The following is a 22,154-nucleotide window of genomic DNA, read 5'->3' on the forward strand; positions in this document are numbered from 1 at the left end:
GCAAGCATGGGATTGGTTTTGATTCACCAGGGCGGTCTGGTCGTGGGGGACCGGCCTTCCATGGAATTCCTGGAGAGGGTGCTCAGTGGGCTTCGCAGGCTCTAGTCCCCAGGGCGCCGAGGGCGCACGGAAGCCGACGACGTCCGCCAAGATCGTGGTGGCGGGTGGCTTCGGTGTGGGCAAGACGACGTTCGTCGGCTCGGTGTCCGAGATCGTCCCGTTGACCACCGAGGCGGTGATGACCGAGGCCAGCGCGGGGGTGGACGACCTCTCCGCCACGCCGAACAAGGTCACCACGACGGTCGCGATGGACTTCGGCCGCGTGTCGCTCGACAGCGACCTGATCCTGTACCTCTTCGGTACACCGGGTCAGCACCGCTTCTGGTTCATGTGGGACGACCTCGTGCGTGGTGCCATCGGCGCCATCGTGCTGGTCGACACCCGCAGGCTCGCGGACGCGTTCGCCTCGATCGACTTCTTCGACGACCGGCAGCTGCCGTACGTCGTCGGCGTCAACTGCTTCGACGGCCTCCTGCACCACAGGCTGGAGGACGTGCGCGAGGCGTTGACGATCGACGAATCGGTGCCGATCGTGACGTGCGACGCGCGGAACCGTCAGTCCACGAAGCAGACGCTCATCACACTGGTCGAGCACGCCATGCGCCAGTGGATGTCCGTCCGCGCGGGCTGACCTCTCGCCGGGCACAGCTGCAGACGTACGACGAGGCGAGCGCCACCTTCCGGGTGCGGCGCTCGCCTCGTCGTCGCGTTCCGGCCCGGTTGGTCCCGGCGCCGCGGTGATCCGGGCTCCTGTCACAGGGGCCCGACACCGGTACGCCTCGACGACAGGCCCGTCAGGCCTCGTCGTCCACCAACGCGGCGGACGTGACGCGGTGGAGCGGGAACCTCAGCACCTCGCCGTAGCTGTGGTCGTAGCCCTCCAGCACGCCCCCGCCGACCACGTGCGGCTCGATCACGCGCTGCGCCGCCGTGCCGTGGGAGTCGACGAAGCCGACCAGCACCCTGCGCCGCGCCCGTGCGGCCTGCTGCAGCAGCGACAGGGTCGCCGACGGACCGGCGCCGAGATGGCCGGGAACGGCGATCCGTTCACCCCGTGGCGTCGCCGCGGCACGGTCTCCCGCCCGCACCAGCCTGACGAACTCGCCCAGCCGCTCCTCGGCGAGCACGGCCGGTGACGCCGGTTTGCGCGCCGACCGCTGCCTCGGCGTGGTCCTGCGCCCGCCCGGCCGCAGGTCGAGGACCTGGCCGTCGGGACCCTCCGCGGCGGGGGAGAAGCCGGCGGACCGCAGCCCGTCCAGCACGTCCGCCAGCGGCAACGGGCTCACGAGCACCGTCGGCGCGATCCGGCGCAGCTCCAGCCGGGTGGCCTCCGGGTGCGCGAGGACCTCGCTGACCAGCACCTGGTCGTCGCAGCGCAGGAACGAGCCCGCGGCGCCACCGCGCAGCCGGCCGTGGCGCCGGGCGGCGTCGTCGATCAGGTACGTCAACGACTGCGGCACCGGCGTGCGCGAGCGCGTCTTGAAGAGTTCGTGCAGGTCGTCGGCGGTGCGGCCGGAGTCGAGCGCACGACGGACCGTGGCCTCGCCGATCCGGTAGACGGTCGCGCTGCCCGCCGACTCGACGTCCGCGACCAGGGCCATCTCGTCCGCGAGGTCCGGTTCGAGCCTGCCGGGGGCGACGACGGTGAGGTCGGCCTGCACCAGCACGTGGTCGAGCAGTGCCGGCAGCGCCTCGCCGAGGGTCTTGGCGGCGTGGCCGGGGCCCTCGTCGAGCAGCACGCGGCCGGCGCTGGTGATCCCGCCGAGGGCGAGCACGCCCACCGCGGTGCCCTCCTCGACGGTCCAGCGCACCAGCTCGTCGCGTTGCCTGCCACCGCGGCGCGGCGCCCGCCAGCCGAGCAACGCGGCCAGGTCGGCCGGGTTCGTGATCGTGGTGCCCTTGGGGAACGCGGCGAGCGTCTCCAGGACCCAGCGGCGGTCGCGCGGCGCCTGGACGCGGCGGATCTCGTCCGTGAGGGGGGTGAAGAGCCTGTCCTTCTCGTCGCGGCGGCCGACCAGCGCGGGCAGCCTCGGCAGCTCCAGCCAGGCGTGCGCGACCGTCGCCCAGCGGACCTCGGCGGTCGCGGCGAGCCACACGTCGGCCTTGGTCGTCGGCACCCACTCGGGCTCGGCGGCCTCGGTGTTCGCGGCCAGGTCCGCGCCGACGACGAGCTCGATCAGCAGGGCGGCGCGCTGTTCGTCGACGTTCAGGTCCTTGGCGGCCTTGCGCAGCTCGCGCACGCCCAGGCCGCCCGTGCGCAGCACCGGTGGCGGTTCCGCGGACCAGCTCGCGATCAGGTTCTCGACGTGCCGGACGAGCTCCAGGGCCTCGCCGCCGCCCGTGGCGTCGATGCTGCTCTGCTGCAGGACGGTGGTCTTCGGCCTGGGCTCGGTGACCTGGATCGGGCCCAGCGGGCGCGCGCCGCGCAGGTCGAACGCGATCTCCCGCGGCAGCTCGACGGTGCCGGGGTCGCGCCGCAGCAGCAGACCGCGGGCGAGCAGCCGTTGGACGGGCGTCTCGGCCTTCTCCAGCGGCACGACGCGGGAGGCGTCCTTGGTGTCGCCGATCGGCGGTCCGGCGGCGAGCTTGCGCAGGACGCGCTCCTCGCCCTCGGAGAGGCCGCTGAGGTCGTAGGTCTGCCCCGTCCCGCGGCCCAGGCCGCCGGGGAACGAGCCGAACGCCTCGCGCGTGACCGGCGGGACCGACAGCTCGTCGTCGCCCCACGCGAGCGCGAGCGACCTCAGCCTCGCCACGGCCTGCCGGAGCGGCTTGGGCTTCACGTCGGGCCCGAGCAGCCCGGCGAGTGTGGCCAACGCCACGGGCTCGGCGTCCGCACCCTGGACGACCAGGCCTTCGAGCACCGCGAGCGTGAACGTGTCGAGGTCCTCGCAGGCGCGCGCGATCGACGCCCTGGTGCCGACCCGTGTCGCGAGCACGGACATATCGGCAGGTGGGGGCGTTGCCAGGTCAGGACGCGCGCGCAGCAGTGCGACGAGTGCGTCGTCGTCCTGGGCGCGCAGCCAGTCGGCGAGAGTGGTGCCGGACATTCTCACCACGGTATATGGGTCGGCCCTCATCCCATCGTCGCCCGGAGGAGAAAACCAGGTCTGTCACACTTGTCGCGTCATCGGCACCACCGAGGAGGAGAACGTGGCGAAAGGACGCCCTGGACGGGTCGACCCGCACTGGCCGGAGGGCCCCGACGGCGGCCACCCCGTCACTGAACTGACCAGTGACGTGCAGGGTGCGCTCTCCCCGTTCGGCACGGTGACGTTCCCGCTGCCGGTCGAGGACCTCGGCTACACGCACCCGGTGACCGAGATCAACAAGTCCGAGCTGTCCTGATCGGACTGTCAGGGCGGTCTTAAGACTGCCGAGTCGCGTGAGTACCGCAATGGGCCCGGGGATAGGCTCACTTCCCGCTTGAGCAGCACTGCGTGGGAGGAAGACGATGCCGGTCCCCGGCCCTGGTTACTCGATCACCGTTCGTCTGGAGGCGCCGCCGTCAGCGAGCGCCGCGGGTGACCTCACCTCGGCCGTCGGCCGCGCGGGCGGAGTGATCACGGCGTTCGACGTCGTGGAGTCGCACAACGACCGCGTCGTCATCGACCTCACGTGCAACGCGCTCTCCGCGAACCACGCCAAGGACATCACCGACACGCTGGAGACGCTGCCCGGCATCGTCGTCCGCAAGGTGTCGGACCGCACGTTCCTCGTGCACCTCGGCGGCAAGATCGAGATCGCGTCGAAGGTGCCGCTGCGCAACCGAGACGACCTCTCCCGCGCCTACACGCCGGGTGTCGCGCGGGTCTGCGAGGCGATCGCCAAGAACCCGGACGACGCGCGCCGCCTGACGATCAAGCGCAACACCGTCGCGGTCGTCACCGACGGCTCCGCCGTGCTCGGTCTCGGCAACCTCGGCCCCGCCGCCGCCCTGCCCGTGATGGAGGGCAAGGCCGCGCTGTTCAAGAAGTTCGCGGGCGTCGACGCCTGGCCGGTCTGCCTGGACACCCAGGACACCGAGGAGATCATCCGCGCGGTCGAGCTCATCGCCCCCGTGTACGGCGGCATCAACCTCGAGGACATCTCCGCGCCGCGCTGCTTCGAGATCGAGGCCCGCCTGCGCGAGAAGCTCGACATCCCGGTCTTCCACGACGACCAGCACGGCACGGCGATCGTCGTCGTCGCGGCCCTGCGCAACGCTTTGCGCGTCGTGAACAAGGACATCAAGGACTGCCGCATCACGGTCTGCGGCGTCGGCGCGGCCGGTTCCGCGATCATCCGCCTGCTGCAGGCCCAGACGCCGGGCGACATCATCGCCGTCGACGTCGACGGCATCGTGCACCGCGACCGCCCCGGCCTGGACTCGAACCTGAAGTCCATCGCCGCGTCCACGAACAAGGACAACCAGTCCGGCCGCCTGCACGACGCGCTGGTCGGCTCCGACGTGTTCATCGGCGTCTCGGCCCCCAACCTCTTCGGCGCCGACCAGGTCGCCACGATGGCCAAGGACGCCATCGTGTTCGCCCTGGCCAACCCGGACCCGGAGATCGACCCGATGGAGGCCCAGCAGCACGCCGCCGTCGTGGCGACCGGCCGTTCGGACTTCCCGAACCAGATCAACAACGTGCTGGCGTTCCCCGGCGTGTTCCGCGGCCTGCTGGACGCGCACGCCAGGACCATCACCGACGCGATGCTGCTGGCCGCCGCCGCCGCCATCGCCGACGTGGTGGACGGAGACCGCCTGAACGCGTCGTTCATCGTCCCGTCGGTCTTCGACAACACCGTGGCCCCCGCGGTGGCCGAGGCGGTCCGCAAGGCCGCGACCGCGTAGCGCACCACGTGCCCGTGGGCGGGCCTACGATCGCGGTATGACCAAGCAGTTCACCCACCTGGACTCCCAAGGCGCGGCCCGCATGGTCGACGTCTCCGGCAAGGAGCAGACCACCCGCACGGCGGTTGCCACCGGGGTCCTGCACACGACAGCCGAGGTGGTCGCGCTGCTGGGCTCCGACGGCCTGCCCAAGGGCGACGCACTGGCGACGTCCCGCATCGCCGGCATCATGGCGGCGAAGCGCACCTCGGAGCTCGTGCCGCTGTGCCACCCGATCGCCCTGTCGTCGGTGGTGGTGGACCTGGCCCTGGCAGAGGACTCGGTCCTGATCACGGCCACCGTCCGCACCACCGACCGCACGGGCGTCGAGATGGAGGCGCTGACCGCCGTCTCGGTGGCCGGCCTGACCCTGCACGACATGGTGAAGTCGGTCGACCCGGCCGCCTCCCTGGACGCGGTGCGGGTGGAGCGCAAGGAAGGCGGCAAGTCCGGACTGTGGGTGCGCCCGTGAAGGCAGTGGTGATCACGGCTTCCCACCGCGCCTCGGCCGGGGTCTACTCCGATCGCAGCGGTCCGATCATCGTCTCCTGGCTTGGTGAGCGCGGGTTCTCGGTCTCTGATCCGGTCGTCGTGCCGGATGGGGAACCGGTTCGCGAGGCCCTGGTCTCGGCGGTGGCGTCCGGTGCCGATCTGGCTCTGACCACCGGTGGTACCGGTATCAGCCCTACCGACCGCACGCCTGAGATGACTCGGGCGGTGCTGGACTTCGAGATCCCCGGGCTGGCCGACGTCATCAGGATGTCCGGGTGGCCGCGGGTTCCCGGTTCTGTGTTGTCGCGTGGTGTGGCCGGGGTGGCTGGGCGGACGTTGATCGTCAACCTGCCAGGGTCCACCGGTGGGGTCCGGGACGGGCTGGACGTGCTTTCGTCCGTGTTGGAGCATGCGCTCGACCAACTGCGTGGAGGTGACCACAGGTGAGCGTGGTGCTGCGGGCCCTTGTCACCGAGGAGCCGTTGTCGGTGTCTGAGCACGCTGATCTGGTGGCTTCCGACCGGGCCGGGGCTGTTGTCACCTTCTCCGGGGTGGTGCGGGATCACGACGGTGGGCGGTCGGTGCTGGAGTTGGAGTACCACTCGCACCCGTCCGCTTCGGATGTCGTGGCTGAGGTTGTCGCCTCGTTGGCTTCCAAGTACACCGGGGTGCACGGGATTGCTGTCTCGCACCGGGTCGGGCCGTTGAAGATCGGGGATGTGGCGCTGGCCTGCGCGGTGGCTGCTGAGCACCGGGGGGAGGCATTTTCTTTGTGTGCCGACCTGGTGGACGAGGTCAAGGCTCGGTTGCCTGTGTGGAAGCGGCAGGTTTTCTCGGACGGTGCTGACGAGTGGGTCAACTGTCCCTGAGGGTCACCTTGGGCCGTGGTTTGTTGCGGTTCCAGCGTGGTCGTGCAGACCTGGACGACGCTGCGGGGTTCATCCGCTTCGCGTCGATAGCGATCGGGGCTTGACTTCGGGGCCTTTGCGAGGCGCTTCATCGGGCGGACAAGGCCGGACGCTCCGCACCCGCCCGCTCCCGGCAAGGTAGCACCTCGCACCCAAGTCAAGCCCCAATCGCAAAAGCGTTGGAGTACACCGCTTCCCAGCGGTTCACAGGGCTGTCCGGCTCGCTTCGCATCGCGGTTTCGGGTGTGCCTTGGCTTCGCCGTTGGCCTGCGCGGCAGGGTGGCGGCTCGTTTTCCGTTGCTCCTGCGCGTTCCCGTGCGTGTTGCCCGTGCCCGGAATGCAAGCAGGGACCTCACCGCCGGGGGGTGCGGCGAGGTCCCTGGTCGTGCATCAGTCCACTGTTGCGGGACTGCGGTTCGTGCGGCCGGTCCAGATCAGATCTGGATCTTGTGGCCAGGGAAGATCAGGTCGGGGTTCGTGATGAAGCCCTTGTTCTTCTCCACGATGGCCTGGTAGCCGCCCTCGACCTTGTTGGCCTCGGCGATCTTGGACAGCGTGTCGCCGGCCTTGATCTCGTAGTTGCCGTTCGGGTTCGAGGTCGAGCCCGCCACCACTACGACCGGGGCCTGCTGCACCGGCGCGGCGGCCGTGCGCTGCTGCTGCGGCTGCACCTTGCGCTGCGGCTGCTGCTGCTGCGGGGCCGGGGCGGTCTTGCCCTTGTAGGCGCCGAGCTTGGCGCTGCAGGCCGGCCACGCGCCGGGGCCCTGCGACTGGAGCACGCGCTCCGCTACCGCGATCTGCTGCTCACGGGACGCGTTGGCCGGGTTGCCGACGCCGCCGTGGCCGTTCCACGTCTGTTGCGTGAACTGAAGGCCGCCGTAGAAGCCGTTGCCGGTGTTGGCGGCCCAGTTGCCGCTGGCCTCGCACTGCGCGAGTGCGTCCCAGTCCATTCCAGGGGCGGCGCCGGCGGTGCCAACGGCCATGCCCAGAGGGGCGCCGGCGATGATGCCGACAGCCGCGACCTTGGCGATAGTGCGAGCGGCGGAGCCCTGCTTGCCGTGCTTGCCCTGCTTGCCTCGGTTGAAAGCCATGTGCCTCTCGGTCCACCCGCATCTGCGGGCAGGAACTCGGGTTCGGGGCCCGGTACGTCCCTGCGTCCCAGTCCGGCGGTTTCTCTCGCTCGGGGTGTGTTCCGGAGAACCCTCGGACTGGGTTCGATGCGTGGTCCTCCGGTCGTGCTCGTGACTGGTCGGGGCCAGCCGAGAAGCGACCGTACGTAACCGAAAGCGGGCTCGCCAAATGTTTGGCTACGTGACCCGTATCACTGTAACGTTCCGCCAAGTTGGTTGGAGACGGTGAAACCGCAGCTCAAAGGTGTCGTTACCGGTTCGTTTCCATCTTGAGATCGGCCGAGATCTATCACGGAAAGTGAGGCGTGGCTCACGCTTGTTCGGCCGATCGTGGACGTGTCGAACGGCTTCGACCGGCCTTCGCCGGCATGTGCGAAACCCTGGTCGCCGCAGTGGTCGTGTGGCCATGATGTGGAGATGTGAAAATCGACGCGCTGCGGCAGGCGCTGGCCGCCAAGCCCGGTCAGGCCGTGGCGTTCGGCGAGCTGATCGACGCGGTCTGGGGTGACGAGCGGCCCGCGAACCCGAAGCAGGCGTTGCGCAACCTCGTGCAGCGGCTGCGCGCCACCGAGCAGGTCATCACCGAGCCCGGTGGCTACCGGCTCGTCCTGCGCAAGCCGGGGCCGCACCAGCTGCCCGCCGACCTGCCGGACTTCGTCGGCAGGACCGGGGAGATCGCCGCCGCGCTCGGCAGCACCGCGCCGGTGCTCGCCATCACCGGGCCGCCGGGTGTCGGCAAGACCTCGCTCGCCGTCCACGTCGCGCACCGGCTGAGCGAGCGCTTTCCCGACGGGCAGCTGTACGTGAACCTCCACGCGTTCGACAGCGCCACCGCGATGACGCCGCACCAGGCGCTGCACCGGTTCCTGCGCGCGCTCGGGGCCGAGGAGGTCCCGGTCGACCTCGACGCGCAGGTCGAGCTGTTCCGGCGGATGACGGCGGACCGCGCCGTGCTCGTGGTGGTCGACAACGCCACCGGCGACCTGGTCGGGCCGCTGCTGCCGTCGGGGGAGAGGTGCCGGGTGCTCGTCACCAGCCGGACGGACCTGGCAGAGCACGAGCAGATCCGGCTGGCCGTGTTCGCGGACGACGAGGCGCAGGAGCTCCTCGCGCGGATGCGGATCACCGGGTCGCCGGACGACCGCGCGGAGCTGGTGCGGCTCTGCGCGAACCTCCCGCTGGCGCTGAGGATCGCGGCCGCGAACGTGGCGGCCGGGCACATCAGCGACTACCTCGCCGACCTCCGCGGCGACGATCGGCTGGACGCGCTGGAGATCGAGGGCGACGCGGCCGTCAACGCCGCGTTCGACCTGTCGTACAAGGCGCAACCCCTCGAGGCGCAACGGTTGTTCCGATTGCTCGGCCTGATTCCCGGCCAGGACTTCGGTGCCGAGGCCGCCACCGCGCTGCTGGGCGAGTGCGCGGACGAGCCGCTGCGCCTGCTCGTGGCCGCGAACCTGGTGCACGGCAACGGGAACAGGTACAGCCTGCACGACCTGCTCCGCATGTACGCGGTCCACCTGACGCAGGACCCGAGCCCGCGCAGGCGCCTCTTCGACTACTACCTCCTCAACGCCGAGGCGGCCGCCCGCGTGCTCAACCGCGAGTTCTTCCGGATGGACCTGCCGGAGCTGGCGGAGGACCTCCCGAGGCACGACCCGGACTCCGAGGCTGCGGCCGTCGCGTGGCTCGACGCCGAGCGGGCCAACATCGTCGCCGCCGTCCAGCAGGCCGGTGCCGACCCGGTCGCCTGGTTGCTCACCGACATGCTGCGCGGCCACTTCCACTTCCAGGCCCACCACGTCGACTGGTTCGCCGCGGCCAGGGCCGGCCTGGCCGCGGCCCGGCAGGCGGGCGCGCGGGTGCCGACGGCCGTCATGCACGGCAGCCTCGGCCTCGCCCACTGGAGCACCGGCACCCTCGCCGACGCCGTCGAGGAGTTCGGCAAGGCCCTCGACGTCCTGCGGGTCCACCGCGACGACCGGGTGATGACGTCGCTGCTGATCAACAGCGGCATCGTCAACTGGGAGCTGGGCCGCCTGCGCGCCGCCGCGCGGCTGCTCGGCGAGGCGTTGGAGATGTCACCGGACAACCCGGCGGTCCTGTTCAACCTCGGCGGCGTGTACCTGGACCTCGGGCCGCTCTCGATCTCGGTCGCGCACGTCACGAGGGCCTTGGAGATCGCGGAGGAGCAGGACCTGCTGGTCGGCCGCATCCTCGCGCTGAACGCGATCGTGGAGGTGCGCCAGCTCCTCGGCGACTACGACCTGGCCGAGGAGTACCTGGCCAAGGCGGACGACCTGCGCGCCGTCGCCCCGCACGGCCTGGTCCGCCGCATCCCCGGCCTGGACTCGCACGCCGCCCTCTCCTTCGTGCGCGGACGCACCGAGGAGGCCCTGGAGTTCGCCCTCGACGCGCTGCGGCACGCCCAGGAGGCGAACAGCTCCAAGGACGAGTGCGACGGCTACGACACGCTCGGCGAGATCTACCGCGCGCTGGGCGACGTCGACAAGGCCATGAGCGCGCACGACGAGGCGTTGGGCATCAGCCTGAAGAACGGCTACCTGCGCGGTGAGGTCAACGCGCTGGCGGGCCTCGCCGCCGACCACCACGCGGCGGGGGAACCGGGCGAGGCGCTGAGGATCGCCCTGCGCGCCCGCGAACGGGCCAGGGAGGGGGAGATGCGGGTCCGCGGTGTCCGGGTGCTCGCGGTGCTGGCCCGCGTGCAGCGGTCGATGGGCGACCACGCCGCCGCGGACGAGGCCACCCGGTCAGGGCTGAACCTGGCCGCCGAGACGGAGTGCCGCTTCTGGGAGCGGGACCTGCTCGCTCAGCCGCCCGCGAACGGCGGCAGCACGTCCAGCTGAGACCCGGCGGGCACGCGCACCGACGTGTCGCGCACCGCCACGCCGTCGAGCAGGAAGCTCGACGCCGCGAGGACCTTGCCGAGCCGGTCGCCGTGCCGGTCCGCGATGGTGCTGACCACGAGCGCCACGGTCGGCTCCGCGGTGTCGAGGAGCAGGTCCTCCTCGGCCACCCCGGCCGCGGCTCGCGCGCCCGCGAAGTAGCGGACCTGGACCGCGGTCGTCACGGGAGAGACCACTGTCATCCTCCGATCGCGCTCATGGGGCGGTCGGGCTGCGAGAAGCCCGCCTCGTTGATGCCGTGCCCCGCGGCCTTGGCCCACATCGTGGCGCGCCAGGCGTCGGCGATAGCGGCGTCGGGAGAACCGTCGCGCAGCAGCGCGCGCAGGTCGGTCTCGCCCTGGCTGAACAGGCAGTTGCGGATCTGGCCGTCCGAGGTGAGCCGGGTGCGGTCGCAGGCGGCGCAGAACGGCCTGGTCACCGATGCGATCACGCCCACGACGGCCGGACCGCCGTCGACCAGCCAGCGTTCGGCGGGGGCGCCGCCGCGCGGGACCTCGGACGGGGTCAGCGTGAACCCGGACGAGAGCTTCGTGAGGATCTCATCGGCCGTGACCATGTCGGTGCGCGTCCAGCCGTGCTGTGCGTCGAGCGGCATCTGCTCGATGAACCGCAGCTGGTAGCCGTTCTCGACGCAGAACCGCAGCAGCGGGACGGCCTCGTCCTCGTTCATGCCGCGCATCAGCACGGAGTTGACCTTCACCGGCTTCAGCCCGGCCTCGCGGGCGGCGTCGAGGCCGTCCAGCACGTCCGTGATGCGGTCGCGCCTGGTCAGGGTGGCGAACCGGTCGGGGTCGAGGGTGTCGAGCGAGATGTTGATCCGGTCGAGGCCCGCGTCCTTCAACGACCGCGCCCGCCGGGCGAGCCCGATGCCGTTCGAGGTCATCGACATGCGCGGACGGGGTTCCAGCTCGGCCGTCGCGGCGATGACCTGCTCCAGGCCGCGCCGCAGCAGCGGCTCGCCGCCGGTGAACCGGATGTCCGTCACGCCCAGGTCGACCACGGCGATCCGCATCAGCCGGATCAGCTCGGCGTCGGTCAGCAGCTCGTCCTTCCGCAGCCAGTCGAGGCCCTCGGCGGGCATGCAGTAGGTGCACCGGAGGTTGCAGCGGTCGGTGAGCGAGACCCGGAGGTCCTTCGCCACCCTGCCGAACCTGTCGACGAGCAGTGGCGTGTCCGGACGCGCGGACGCGTCGGGAGTGCCACGCACGATGGGTAGTCCCAGGTCCACTGCTGTCACCCTGTCCAGCTTAATGACCAACCCCTTGCAGATGACTCCACGCACGAGGTTTCTCACGTTCCGCCCGTTTGGAGCACCCTCACGAGGAATTGTCTTAGTGGCTAAGATGTTCGACATGAGACCGGAAGTGCTGGAGAGGTTCACCTGGTACATGCGGGAGCAGAGCGCTCAGACCGTCATGTTCCACACGAAGGTCGCCGGGCAGATGGGCCTGTCCGCGACCGACGAGAAGTGCCTCGATCTCGCCATGCGGGCGGAGGGGCCGGTCACCGCCGGCCGGATCGCCGAGCTGTCCGGCCTCTCCACCGGTGCCGTCACGGGCGTCATCGACCGCCTGGAACGTGCCGGTTACGTCCGGCGTGTCCGCGACCCGCACGACCGACGCAAGGTGTTGGTCGAGGTCGCGGTGGGTGACCTCGAGAAGTTCGGGCAGATCTTCGAGGTCGCGCGGCAGAGCATGATCGAGGTGCTCGGGCACTTCGACGACGACGAGCTCGAGGTGATCGAGCGTTATCTCAAGCTCCAGATCGCGACGTTTCGCAAGCGCGTGATCGATACTTAGACCCATGTGGCACTACTTGATGGACATGGACGGCGTCCTCGTGCACGAGGAGCACCTCATCCCCGGCGCCGACGAGTTCGTGGCGGAGCTGCGCGCTTCGGAGACCCCGTTCCTCGTGCTCACGAACAACTCCATCTACACGCCACGCGACCTGCGGGCACGCCTGCAGCGCACCGGCCTGGACATCCCGGAGTCGTCCATCTGGACGTCCGCGCTGGCCACGGCCAAGTTCCTCGACTCGCAGCGCCCGAACGGCTCGGCGTTCGTGATCGGCGAGGCCGGCCTCACGACCGCGCTGCACGAGATCGGCTACGTGCTGACCGACCGCGACCCGGACTACGTGGTGCTCGGCGAGACCCGCACCTACAGCTTCACCGCGATCACCAAGGCCATCCGGCTGGTCGAGGAGGGCGCGAAGTTCATCGCGACCAACCCCGACGCCACCGGCCCGTCGCGTGAGGGCTCGCTGCCCGCCACCGGCGCCGTGGCGGCGTTGATCGAGCGCGCCACCGGCCGTGCGCCCTACTACGTCGGCAAGCCGAACCCGTTGATGATGCGCTCGGCCCTGCGCGCTCTCGGCTCGCACTCCGAGCAGGCGCTGATGATCGGCGACCGCATGGACACCGACGTGCGGTCGGGCCTGGAGGCGGGCCTGTCGACCATCCTCGTGCTGTCCGGGGTCTTCACCGCCGAGACCGCCGAGATGTTCCCGTACCGCCCGACGCGCGTGCTCAAGTCGATCGCCGAGCTCGTCGGTCACTCTGCGGACCCGTTCGGCGACTGGACTGACCACTGACGCGGGAGGCTGCATCACCTATCGTCGCGGAGGTGGACACGGATCGACGCCCGATGCACGTCGTAGGTGACGTGCACGGACATCTCGCTGAGCTGACCAGGGCCCTGCACGTCGCGGAGCTGTGCGACGAGGACGGGCACTGGACGGGCGGTGAGGCGGAGCTGTGGTTCCTCGGCGACTTCGTCGACCGCGGCCCCGACGGCGTCGGTGTGATCGATCTGGTCATGCGGCTCGGCCAGGAGGCGGCCGAGACCGGTGGCTCGGTCAACTCGTTGATCGGCAACCACGAGGTCCTGCTGCTCGGCATGTACCGGTTCGGCGACGAGCAGGTGCCGGACAGCCTCGGGCCGCGGTCGTTCGCGCGCAGCTGGCTGCTCAACGGCGGGCTGCGCAGCGACCAGGACCGGCTGACCGACGCCCACGTCGAGTGGCTGACGACGAGGCCCGTCCTGACGCTGCGCGACGACCACCTGATGATGCACTCCGACACGGTGGCCTACCTCGAATGGGGGTCCTCGATCGAGGAGGTCAACGAGGCCGTCCGCACGGTGCTCAAGGGCGACGACCTCGTCGACTGGTGGGAGTGCTGGCGCAAGATGACGACGCGCTACGCGTTCCGCGGTCCGCAGGGGCCTGAAATCGCGGACGAGCTGCTCGCGACCCTCGGCGGCACCAAGGTCGTGCACGGCCACAGCGTCATCGCCGACCAGCTCGGGGTGCCGCCGGACCAGATCGACGGGCCCCTGGTGTACGCCGACGGCAAGGTGCTGGCGATCGACGCGGGCCTCTACAGCGGCGGTCCGTGCCTGGTCGTCCCCTTGCCATACGCCGGAGCCTGACTACCGTCTGGCGGATGAACGCCAGCTACTCCTCGGGCACCTCCGCCGCCCCGCTGCTGGGCGACACGATCCACGCGAACTTCGCGGCGACCGTCGCGCGCTTCGGCGACCGCGAGGCACTCGTCGACAGGGCCACCGACCGCCGGTGGACCTACGCGGAGCTCGCGGAGGAGGTCGACCGCGTCGCCGCCGGGCTGCACTCGCTCGGCGTGCGCAAGGGCGACCGGGTCGGGATCTGGGCGCCGAACTGCGCCGAGTGGGTGTTCGTGCAGTACGCGACGGCCCGGATCGGCGCGATCCTGGTCAACGTCAACCCGGCGTACCGGGTGCACGAGCTGGAGTACGTGCTGAACCAGGCCGGCATCCACACGCTGGTGTCCGCGCGGTCGTTCAGGACCTCGGACTACGCCGCCATGATCGACGAGGTCCGGCCGCGGTGTGATGCGGTGAAGAACGTCGTCTTCGTCGACGACCCGCAGTGGACCGGCGACGAACTGCCGGACGTCGAGCTGGACCGCGACGACCCGATCAACATCCAGTACACGTCCGGCACCACGGGCTTCCCCAAGGGCGCGACGCTCTCGCACCACAACATCCTCAACCACGGCTACTTCGTCGGCGAGCTGGTCGACTACACCGAGAACGACCGCATCTGCGTGGTGCCGCCGTTCTACCACTGCTTCGGCATGGTCATGGGCAACCTCGCGGCCACCAGCCACGGCGCGTGCGTCGTGATCCCCGCGCCGGCGTTCGACCCGGCGAAATCCCTTGCGGCCGTGCAAGAAGAGACGTGCACGTCGCTCTACGGCGTGCCGACGATGTTCATCGCGATGCTCGACCTGATCGACGGCTACGACCTGTCGTCGTTGCGCACCGGCATCATGGCGGGCTCGCCGTGCCCGGTCGAGGTGATGAAGCAGGTCGTCGACCGCATGGGCATGAGCGAGGTCTCGATCTGCTACGGCATGACCGAAACCTCCCCTGTGTCAACGCAAACGCGCGTCGACGACTCGCTCGACCGTCGCGTCGGGACGGTCGGCCGCGTCGGGCCGCACCTGGAGGTGAAGATCGTCGACCCGGAGACCGGCCTCACGGTCCCGCGCGGCGAGCCGGGGGAGCTGTGCACGCGCGGCTACTCCGTCATGCTCGGCTACTGGGACGAACCGGAGAAGACCGCGGAGGCGGTGGACCCCGCGGGCTGGATGCACACCGGCGACCTCGCGGTGATGGATGACGACGACTACGTGAACATCACCGGCCGCATCAAGGACATGGTCATCCGCGGCGGAGAGAACATCTACCCGCGCGAGATCGAGGAGTTCCTCTACACGCACCCGGACGTGCTCGACGCGCAGGTGGTCGGCGTGCCCGACGCCCGGTACGGCGAGGAGCTCATGGCCTGGGTGCGCATGCGCGAGGGCGCGGCGCCGCTGACCGCGGAGGCCGTCCGCGAGTTCTGCGGCGGGAAGCTCGCCCACTACAAGATCCCGCGGTACGTGCACGTCGTCGAGGAGTTCCCGATGACGGTCACCGGCAAGATCCGCAAGGTGGAGATGCGGGCGAAGTCGGTGGAGCTGCTCGGCCTCGACGACAGCGCCCGGCACGCCTGATGCGGCTCAGGGCAGGTCGACGATCTCCTTGCCCAGCGGCACCAGCGAGACCTTCACCAGCTTGAAGTTCGCGACGCCCAGCGGGATGCCGATGATCGTGACGCAGAGCGCGATGCCCGTGACGATGTGACCGATCGCGAGCCACAGGCCGGCGACGACGATCCAGATGACGTTGCCGAGCAGGGACCCGGTACCCGCGCCCGGCTTCTCGACGACCTCGCGGCCGAACGGCCAGAGCGCGTAGTTGGCGATGCGGAACGACGCGACGCCCCACGGGATCGTGATGACCAGGATGCAGCAGACCAGCCCGGCGACCGCGTAGCCCACGGCCATCCAGAAGCCGGCGAGCACCAGCCAGATCACGTTCAGGAGGAGGCGCATGCCTCCAATCTAAGCTGATCGCATGAAGTGGGGTGTGATCGCTACAGGCGGCATCGCGCAGACCGTGACCGCTGACATGCTGAAGGTCCCGGACGTCGAGGTGCTCGCCGTGTCCTCGCGCGACGTCACGAGGGCGCAAGCGTTTGCCGACAGGTTCGGGATCAAGCGCGCGTACGGCGACTACCGCGAGCTGCTGCGCGACCAGGACGTCGAGATCGTCTACGTCGCCACGCCGCACGCCCAGCACCACGAGGTCACGCTCGCGGCGCTCGACGCCGGCAAGCACGTGCTGTGCGAGAAGCCCATCGGCCTCTCGGTCGCGCAGGCCGAGGAGATGGTCGAGCGGGCCGCCCTCCGCGAGCGGTTCCTGATGGAGGGCATGTGGACGCGGTTCAACCCGTTGATCCGCAAGGTCCACCAGGCCGTCCGCGACGGTGAGATCGGTGAGGTGCGGACCGTTCGCGCGCACTTCGGCTTCCGGCACGCGTTCGACGCAGGCGACCGGCTGTGGGCCAGGGAGGCGGGCGGTGGATCGCTGCTCGACCTCGGCGTCTACCCGATCGCGTTCGCGCACCAGATCCTCGGCCCGCCCACGCACATCGCCGCGCACGGCGGCCTCGCACCGTCCGGAGTGGACACCGATGCCTCGGTCCTGCTCGGGTACGAGAACGGCGCGCAGGCCCTGCTGAGCAGCTCGCTGGTCTCCGACCTCGGGTGTGCGGCCTCGATCTCCGGCACCGAGGGCTCGATCGAGATCCCCGAGTCGATGTACAACCCCACCAGGGTGGTCGTCAACGGCGTCGAGCACACGACCGAGGACATGGGGTACCGGCACCAGATCCACGAGGTCGAGATCCGGGTCGGCCAGGGCGGGTTCGAGCACTCCGACATGCCGTGGTCCGCGACGCTCGACGTCATGCGGATCATGGAGGAGGTCCTGAGCCGGCTCGGCGTCTCCTACGACAGGTAGGCCGGCACCGCGGCCCACGCGACGTACGAGCACCCGAACCAGTGGGTGCTCGTACGTCGCGGACACCTCCACCCCTTGCTGCCACCCTATGGCGACAATCGGGTGATCAGGCCTCCAGTGTGGCCTTCGCGACCCCGACGACGGCGTCCATCGCGCTGTCCAGGTCGCCGCTCGGCATCAGCAGGTGGCTCAGCGCGAGCCGCACCGTCGTCTCCGCCGTCAGCCGCACGTGCCTGCCGGGGAAGTGGGCGCTGAGGTGCTGCTCGACGACCTCGGTCGCGTGGAACAGGATCGGGTGGCCGCGGATCGTGATGAACGGCAGCAGGTCCTCGGCGTCCTGCCCGGTCAGCACGGCCGAGACCAGCCGGTCCTTCTCGGTCTGCTCGAAGGTGAAGCGGAACGCCGACCGCATCGCCGTCCACGGGTCGGGGTCCTCCTTGAGCCGTGTCACGATCCCGGTGAGGTACTCCTCCGTCTTGTGCGCCGCGACGGCCTGGACGAGTCCCTCCTTGTTGCCGAACTCGTTGTAGACGGTCTGCCTGCTCACCCCTGCGCGGCCGGCGACCTCGATCATGCGCAGCCCGTGGAACCCACGAGTGGCCAGGAGGTCGGCGGCCGCCTCCAGCAAGAGCTCAGTGATGTCGCTCACCCACCCAGCTTTACACGATTATGTTTCCTGTAAAGACGTAAAGTCGGGTTCCGTGCCGTTCACCGTTGGCTTCGACCTGGACATGACCCTCATCGACCCCAGACCCGGCATGGCCGCCGTCATGAACGAGGTGGGCCGGCGCACCGGGTACGACCTCGACGGTGAGCACTTCGCGGCGAACCTCGGCCCGCCCCTCGACATGATCTACCGCGACATGGGCGTGTCCGAGGAGGACGTCCCCGACCTGATCGCGCTCTTCCGCTCGCTCTACCCGGACGTCGTGATCCCGGCTACGGTCGCGCTGCCCGGCGCGGCGGCGGCGTTGCGGTGCGTGCGGGAGCTGGGCGGTCAGACGATGGTCGTGACCGGCAAGTACCGCAAGAACGCCGCGCTGCACCTGGAAGCTCTCGCCTGGGAGGTCGACCACCTCTACGGGGAGCTGTGGTCGACGGGCAAGGCCGAGTCGCTCAAGCTGCACGGTGCCGCGGTCTACGTGGGAGACCACGTCGGCGACATGAACGGGGCGGCGGCGGCCGGGGCGCTGGGCGTCGGCGTGGCCACCGGGCCCTGCTCACGGGCGGAGCTGGCCGAGGCGGGTGCCGCCGTCGTGCTGGAGGACCTGCGCGAGTTCCCGGACTGGCTCAGGACCTCTTCTGGCGTGATCGCCTGACCACCGCGATGATCCCGAGCGCCAGCCCGACGGCCGGCAGGTAGGTGGCGGCGACGTTCAGCCACACCGGCAGGTCGCTGTGGCCGGTGGCGAACAGCACGAAGACCGCGGCGATCGCCAGCACGCCCACGGCGAACAGGCCGACGGCCAGCGGCAACAGCCTCGGAGCGGTCATGGCCCCAGGGTAGTGCGGATCGATCGCGCTAACGGAGGTGCCCTCCGCCTGCTCTTCTGGCTACTCTGGTGGGACGCGTCCTGGGTACGCCCCCGGGGCGCGTTCGTTGTGCAAGAGCAAGGGAATGGTGAGCGCGGTGCCGACCGGCAAGGTCAAGTGGTACGACACGGAGAAGGGCTTCGGGTTCGTCACCCAGGACGGTGGCGAGGACGTCTACGTCCGCAAGTCCGCGTTGCCTCCTGGCGTCACCGGGTTGAAGGCCGGCCAGCGCATCGAGTTCGGCATGGCGGAGGGCCGCCGCGGGCCGCAGGCGCTGTCCGTGCGCCTGGTCGACCCCGCGCCGTCCGTCGTCGAGGCCCGCCGCCGTCCCGCGGAGGAGCTGCACGGCCTGGTCGACGACATGATCAAGCTGCTGGAGAACAAGGTGCAGCCCGACCTGCGCCGCGGCCGCTACCCGTCGGACAAGAAGAACATGAAGCTCATCGCCGAGATCGTCAGGGCGGTGGCGCGGGACCTCGATCCGTAAAAGGATCGGCGTCATGTCTGACGCGGATCGGATCGTCGAGTTCGTCTACGAGGTCGGCCAGCTCAAACGCCTGCCCAGAGCGGGGTGGCTCTTCGCCGGGGTGCAGAACCCCGAGACGGTGGCCGCCCACTCGTTCCGGGTGGGCGTCCTGGCGTACGCGATCGCCGTGCAGGAGGGCGCGAACGCCGACCGCGCCGCGACCCTGGGGCTCTTCCACGACGTGCCGGAGGCGCGCATCGGCGACATCCCGTACGTCGGCAAGCTCTACCTCGACGTGCGGATGCCGCCGGAGGACGTCGCCAGGGACCAGGTCCAGCACCTGCCCACACCGCTGGCCGCGCACATCGAGGCGCTGGTCGCCGAGCACGAGTCGGCGAAGACCAGCTACGACTTCACGCCGGAGGCGCGCTGCTCGCGTGACGCGGACAAGCTCGAGCTGCTGCTGCAGGCCAGGGAGTACCAGGCCGCGGGCGTCTCGAAGATGGAGCGCTTCATCCAGACCATGCAGGGCTCGGTGGTCACCGACACCGGCAAGGCGCTGATGGACAGCGCCCTGCGGATCGCACCCAGCGAGTGGTGGGAGGCGTTCGGCCGACGTTAGTCGGTGACCTCGACGGCCCAGTAGCCGCGCAGCAGCGGCTGACCGGTCTCCAGGACCGCCGCGGCGGCCTCGTGGATCTCGATGCCCATCAGCTGGTCGGTCTTGTTCGGCAGGGCGAGGGTGTAGGTGAAGTTCTCGCCCTTGCCCAGCAGGCCGGTGCCGGTGGTCTGCTCCCTGCCCGCGGAGTCGCGGTAGAGGAAGACGGCCTCCCAGATGCCGTCGGCGAGCTGACCGTCCACCGAGATCTGCACGACCTTGCCCGCGGGGACCCTGAGCTGCGCGGGCTGGGACTGCTCGGCGCAGTTGTCGCCGTTGACGTCGCAGTAGACCGCGGGCTCCACCCGGATCGCCTTGCCGTTCGCGTAGAACGTGACCTCGGGGTGGTGGCGGGGCAACGAGCACCCCGTCAGCACGAGAACGCTGGCAGCCATCACGCAAGCAAGTCGACGCACGTCAGGCAGCCTACGGGGTGGCAGGAGCGGGCCTGCGGACGAGTCTCGCCACGACCAGGTGCAGCGACGTGCCGTTGCGGTACATCCACGTCTGCGTGAGGCCGAGCGCGAGCAACGCGGACAGCACGACGAAGCCGATCCAGAACGTCGGGGGCAGCAGCACGCCCAGCGCGCCGCCGAAGACCCACGCGAGCTGCAGGATCGTCTCGGAGCGGCCGAACGCCGACGCGCGCGACTCCTCCGGCAGGTCGTCCTGGATCACCGCGTCCAGGCTGATCTTGGCCAGCGACGACGCCGTGGCGCCGAGCAGGCCGACGACCGCGGCGGTGACCAGGCCCGGCAGCACGGCGGCCACGACCGTCGCGGCGAGCGCCGTGCCGACGCAGGCGAGGACCACCTCGTCGGGCTTGGCGAACTGCTGGCGGGCGCCGATCGCGTTGCCGAGGAAGCTGCCGACGCCGGCCGCGGCCGCGATCACGCCGAGGAGCAGCAGCTGCCGCACCGCGTCGCCCTCGGTCTGCGCGCGGACCACGAAGGCGGCGAACAGCGTCAGGAACCCCGTCAGCATGCGGATGGAACCGTTGCCCCACAACGAGACCACGACGTGCCGCGACACCCGGTGCCTGGCGGGCCTCTCCCTCAGCGTCGCCGGGACCTCGCCCTCGGTCACCTCGACCCAGGACGGGATCTTCATGCAGAACCACGCGTTCGCCAGGCACAGCACCGCCGTGAACCACAGCGCGCCCGGCGAGCCGAACAGGTTCGCGAAGCCCGCGGCGACCGCGCCGAACACCCCGCCCGCCGCCAGCCCGAAGACGGTCATGCGGGCGTTGGTCTTGGACAGCGTGATCTCCGGCGGCAGCACGCGCGGGGTGATCGCGGACTTGAGCACGGTGAAGGACTTGGACAGGACCATGCTGCCCAGCGCCGCCGGGTACAGCAGCCAGTTGTCGAAGTTCAGCGCCATCACGACCGACAGCACGACCCGCAGCACGCACGACGCTGCCAGTGCGAGCCGCCGTCCGCGCTGGACCTTGTCCAGCAGCGGGCCGATCACCGGCGCGACCAGCGCGAACGGCGCGACCGTGATCAGCAGGTAGAGCGCGACCTTGGTCTTGGACTCGGCGGACGCGGCCGAGAAGAACAACGTGTTCGCCAGCGCCACGGCCATCGCGGCGTCGGCGGCGTAGTTCATCATCACCGCGTAGGTGACCGACGTCATACCGGACTTGCCGGCGCCGTCGGCACGGGCCGCGCGCCGGAACGCCGCGACCGCCTGCTGCGAGAGCTGCTTGCTGCGGAACCACGCGACGCGCGTGACCGTGAGCTTGCGCGGCGGCTTCGGCGTCGGAGTCGTCTGCTGGTCTTGGTTGGGCAGTGGACGGGTCTGCTGCGGCCGGCGGGGCGGAGGCTGGAACCCCTGTTCGGACGTGGTCTCGCGGCGCTCCCGCGGCCGGTACTCGTCGTCCTGCCACGGGTAGCGCTTCGGAGCCGGTTCGTCACTCCACCCGCGGTCGCCCGTCACACGTCAATCCTGCCCCATCCCGTTGAACCTCACTCGGAAGATGGTCGGCCAGTTCTTGCCTGTGACCAGGAACTCGTCGGTTCCGGGGATGTGCGCGATGCCGTTGAGCACGTCCACGTCGCCGGAGGGCTTGAGCGAGGCGAGGTCGTAGGTGTTCGTCACCTTGCCGGTGGACGGGTCGATGCGGACGATCTGGTCGGTCTTCCACACGTTCGACCAGATCTTGCCGCCGACGCACTCCAGCTCGTTGAGCTCGGTCAGAGGCTGGCCGCCGCGCGTGACCTGCACGCTTCCGGTCTCCTGGAACGTCCTGGGGTCGCGGAAGGTGAGCTTCGCGGTGCCGTCGCTCATGACGAGCCGCCCGCCGTCGTCGCAGATGCCCCAGCCCTCGCCCTCGTAGCTCACGCGGCGGAGCTCGTTCAGCGTCCTGCGGTCCCGTTCGATCGCGACGCCGTTGCGCCAGGTGATCTGCCAGATGGTGTCGCCGACGACCGTGATGCCCTCGCCGAAGAAGTCGGGGGGCAGGTCGACCTGCTTCTGCACGCTCCCGCTCGACGGATCGAGCGCCCGCATCGTCGACTGACCCTCCAGGCCGGTCCCCTCGTAGAGGACGCCGTCGACGAGTTCCAACCCCTGGGTGAACGCACTTGCATCGTGCGGGATCTTTTGCAGGACTTCTACCTGCGGTTTTGTTTCCTGCTGCGTTGAGCAGGCGGCCATGACCGCGACGAGGACCAGCCAGGAGGGTGAGCGCACCCGACCGAGGGTGGC

Annotated in this window: 25 protein-coding genes and 1 pseudogene; 16 read left to right on the forward strand and 10 right to left on the reverse strand. The window is 70.1% G+C overall.

The genetic code is table 11. The features are described from left to right. Both VM306_RS32285 and VM306_RS32290 read left to right on the forward strand, forming a co-directional pair. Positions 1-105: pseudogene (locus tag VM306_RS32285) on the forward strand (DUF742 domain-containing protein); the annotation flags it as partial. Then, a complete protein-coding gene (locus VM306_RS32290; RefSeq protein ID WP_030470877.1) occupies positions 86-691 on the forward strand; it encodes a GTP-binding protein in 606 nt (201 codons plus the stop codon). The pseudogene VM306_RS32285 and the gene VM306_RS32290, both read left to right, overlap by 20 nt. A gap of 163 nt (positions 692-854) precedes the next feature. Here the strand turns inward: VM306_RS32290 and VM306_RS32295 are convergent, their stop codons facing one another. Next, positions 855-3,107, reverse strand: coding sequence for a helicase-associated domain-containing protein (locus VM306_RS32295; protein WP_325521572.1), 2,253 nt, complete (start codon positions 3,105-3,107; stop codon positions 855-857). 103 nt (positions 3,108-3,210) lie between these two features. Between VM306_RS32295 and VM306_RS32300 the strand changes: the two genes are divergently transcribed. The 5 genes from VM306_RS32300 to VM306_RS32320 all read left to right on the forward strand — a co-directional run bounded on the left by VM306_RS32300 (position 3,211) and on the right by VM306_RS32320 (position 6,294). Then, entirely contained in the window at positions 3,211-3,405 is a 195-nt protein-coding gene (locus tag VM306_RS32300; RefSeq protein ID WP_325521574.1) for a hypothetical protein, read from the forward strand. Between the two features lie 106 nt (positions 3,406-3,511). Next, the gene (locus VM306_RS32305; RefSeq protein ID WP_325521576.1) at positions 3,512-4,894 is read left to right on the forward strand and encodes an NAD-dependent malic enzyme; all 1,383 of its coding nucleotides are present in this window, start codon (positions 3,512-3,514) and stop codon (positions 4,892-4,894) included. Positions 4,895-4,931: 37 nt separating this feature from the next. After that, positions 4,932-5,405: a cyclic pyranopterin monophosphate synthase MoaC gene (gene moaC, locus VM306_RS32310; RefSeq protein WP_325521578.1), complete on the forward strand. Its 474-nt coding sequence runs from the start codon at positions 4,932-4,934 to the stop codon at positions 5,403-5,405. After that, on the forward strand, positions 5,402-5,872 hold the full coding sequence (locus tag VM306_RS32315) for a MogA/MoaB family molybdenum cofactor biosynthesis protein (protein WP_325521580.1): 471 nt from the start codon (positions 5,402-5,404) through the stop codon (positions 5,870-5,872). The genes moaC and VM306_RS32315 overlap by 4 nt, the downstream gene beginning before the upstream one ends. After that, the gene (locus VM306_RS32320; protein WP_325521582.1) at positions 5,869-6,294 is read left to right on the forward strand and encodes a molybdenum cofactor biosynthesis protein MoaE; all 426 of its coding nucleotides are present in this window, start codon (positions 5,869-5,871) and stop codon (positions 6,292-6,294) included. Before VM306_RS32315 ends, VM306_RS32320 begins: the two co-directional genes overlap by 4 nt. Positions 6,295-6,767: 473 nt before the next feature. Here VM306_RS32320 and VM306_RS32325 read toward each other — a convergent pair whose 3' ends face one another. Continuing rightward, a complete protein-coding gene (locus VM306_RS32325) occupies positions 6,768-7,424 on the reverse strand; it encodes a transglycosylase family protein (protein ID WP_325521584.1) in 657 nt (218 codons plus the stop codon). 458 nt (positions 7,425-7,882) lie between these two features. Here VM306_RS32325 and VM306_RS32330 point away from each other — a divergent pair, with 458 nt between their 5' ends. After that, entirely contained in the window at positions 7,883-10,330 is a 2,448-nt protein-coding gene (locus tag VM306_RS32330; protein WP_325521586.1) for an ATP-binding protein, read from the forward strand. On the opposite strand, the gene VM306_RS32335 is transcribed toward VM306_RS32330, so the two are convergent. Both VM306_RS32335 and moaA read right to left on the reverse strand, forming a co-directional pair. Then, a complete protein-coding gene (locus VM306_RS32335; RefSeq protein WP_325521588.1) occupies positions 10,294-10,572 on the reverse strand; it encodes a MoaD/ThiS family protein in 279 nt (92 codons plus the stop codon). The genes VM306_RS32330 and VM306_RS32335 overlap by 37 nt on opposite strands. Next, positions 10,569-11,627 carry a GTP 3',8-cyclase MoaA gene (gene moaA / locus VM306_RS32340; RefSeq protein WP_414672474.1) on the reverse strand — a complete coding sequence of 353 codons (1,059 nt, stop codon included), beginning with the start codon at positions 11,625-11,627 and terminating at the stop codon, positions 10,569-10,571. The genes VM306_RS32335 and moaA overlap by 4 nt, the downstream gene beginning before the upstream one ends. A 115-nt stretch (positions 11,628-11,742) precedes the next feature. Here moaA and VM306_RS32345 point away from each other — a divergent pair, with 115 nt between their 5' ends. The 4 genes from VM306_RS32345 to VM306_RS32360 are packed head-to-tail and all read left to right on the forward strand — an operon-like array spanning position 11,743 to position 15,434. Then, positions 11,743-12,189 (forward strand): MarR family winged helix-turn-helix transcriptional regulator, encoded by a 447-nt coding sequence (locus VM306_RS32345; RefSeq protein ID WP_325521590.1) that lies wholly within the window; start codon positions 11,743-11,745, stop codon positions 12,187-12,189. 4 nt (positions 12,190-12,193) lie between these two features. Further along, positions 12,194-12,985, forward strand: coding sequence for an HAD-IIA family hydrolase (locus VM306_RS32350; RefSeq protein WP_325521592.1), 792 nt, complete (start codon positions 12,194-12,196; stop codon positions 12,983-12,985). A 53-nt stretch (positions 12,986-13,038) separates the two neighbouring features. Next, positions 13,039-13,824, forward strand: coding sequence for a metallophosphoesterase (locus tag VM306_RS32355; protein ID WP_325521653.1), 786 nt, complete (start codon positions 13,039-13,041; stop codon positions 13,822-13,824). A 14-nt stretch (positions 13,825-13,838) separates the two neighbouring features. Beyond that, positions 13,839-15,434: an AMP-binding protein gene (locus VM306_RS32360; protein ID WP_325521594.1), complete on the forward strand. Its 1,596-nt coding sequence runs from the start codon at positions 13,839-13,841 to the stop codon at positions 15,432-15,434. 6 nt (positions 15,435-15,440) lie between these two features. On the opposite strand, the gene VM306_RS32365 is transcribed toward VM306_RS32360, so the two are convergent. Next, the gene (locus VM306_RS32365; protein WP_325521596.1) at positions 15,441-15,815 is read right to left on the reverse strand and encodes a YccF domain-containing protein; all 375 of its coding nucleotides are present in this window, start codon (positions 15,813-15,815) and stop codon (positions 15,441-15,443) included. Positions 15,816-15,837: 22 nt separating this feature from the next. Between VM306_RS32365 and VM306_RS32370 the strand changes: the two genes are divergently transcribed. Then, positions 15,838-16,785 carry a Gfo/Idh/MocA family oxidoreductase gene (locus VM306_RS32370; protein WP_325521598.1) on the forward strand — a complete coding sequence of 316 codons (948 nt, stop codon included), beginning with the start codon at positions 15,838-15,840 and terminating at the stop codon, positions 16,783-16,785. A 106-nt stretch (positions 16,786-16,891) separates the two neighbouring features. Here VM306_RS32370 and VM306_RS32375 read toward each other — a convergent pair whose 3' ends face one another. Beyond that, positions 16,892-17,434: a TetR/AcrR family transcriptional regulator gene (locus VM306_RS32375; RefSeq protein ID WP_325521600.1), complete on the reverse strand. Its 543-nt coding sequence runs from the start codon at positions 17,432-17,434 to the stop codon at positions 16,892-16,894. 52 nt (positions 17,435-17,486) lie between these two features. Between VM306_RS32375 and VM306_RS32380 the strand changes: the two genes are divergently transcribed. Beyond that, positions 17,487-18,104, forward strand: a complete 618-nt coding sequence (locus tag VM306_RS32380) for an HAD family hydrolase (RefSeq protein ID WP_325521602.1) — start codon at positions 17,487-17,489, stop codon at positions 18,102-18,104. Here VM306_RS32380 and VM306_RS32385 read toward each other — a convergent pair. After that, on the reverse strand, positions 18,076-18,279 hold the full coding sequence (locus VM306_RS32385; protein ID WP_325521604.1) for a hypothetical protein: 204 nt from the start codon (positions 18,277-18,279) through the stop codon (positions 18,076-18,078). The genes VM306_RS32380 and VM306_RS32385 overlap by 29 nt on opposite strands. A 136-nt stretch (positions 18,280-18,415) precedes the next feature. Between VM306_RS32385 and VM306_RS32390 the strand changes: the two genes are divergently transcribed. Together VM306_RS32390 and VM306_RS32395 are read left to right on the forward strand one after the other, a co-directional pair. Further along, positions 18,416-18,805 carry a cold-shock protein gene (locus VM306_RS32390; RefSeq protein WP_325521606.1) on the forward strand — a complete coding sequence of 130 codons (390 nt, stop codon included), beginning with the start codon at positions 18,416-18,418 and terminating at the stop codon, positions 18,803-18,805. Between the two features lie 13 nt (positions 18,806-18,818). Then, entirely contained in the window at positions 18,819-19,406 is a 588-nt protein-coding gene (locus tag VM306_RS32395) for an HD family hydrolase (RefSeq protein ID WP_325521608.1), read from the forward strand. Here the strand turns inward: VM306_RS32395 and VM306_RS32400 are convergent. From VM306_RS32400 to VM306_RS32410, 3 genes are read right to left on the reverse strand one after another with little or no spacing between them, the layout of a single operon-like run. Then, a complete protein-coding gene (locus VM306_RS32400) occupies positions 19,403-19,858 on the reverse strand; it encodes a DUF2771 family protein (RefSeq protein WP_325521610.1) in 456 nt (151 codons plus the stop codon). The two genes, VM306_RS32395 and VM306_RS32400, sit on opposite strands and share 4 nt — an antisense overlap. 10 nt (positions 19,859-19,868) lie before the next feature. Then, positions 19,869-21,383: an MFS transporter gene (locus VM306_RS32405; protein WP_325521612.1), complete on the reverse strand. Its 1,515-nt coding sequence runs from the start codon at positions 21,381-21,383 to the stop codon at positions 19,869-19,871. Positions 21,384-21,386: 3 nt separating this feature from the next. Further along, positions 21,387-22,103 carry a glutaminyl-peptide cyclotransferase gene (locus tag VM306_RS32410; protein WP_325521655.1) on the reverse strand — a complete coding sequence of 239 codons (717 nt, stop codon included), beginning with the start codon at positions 22,101-22,103 and terminating at the stop codon, positions 21,387-21,389. Positions 22,104-22,154 lie beyond the last annotated feature (51 nt).

Source organism: Lentzea sp., assembly GCF_035525475.1.
In the GTDB taxonomy this organism is placed as follows: domain Bacteria; phylum Actinomycetota; class Actinomycetes; order Mycobacteriales; family Pseudonocardiaceae; genus Lentzea.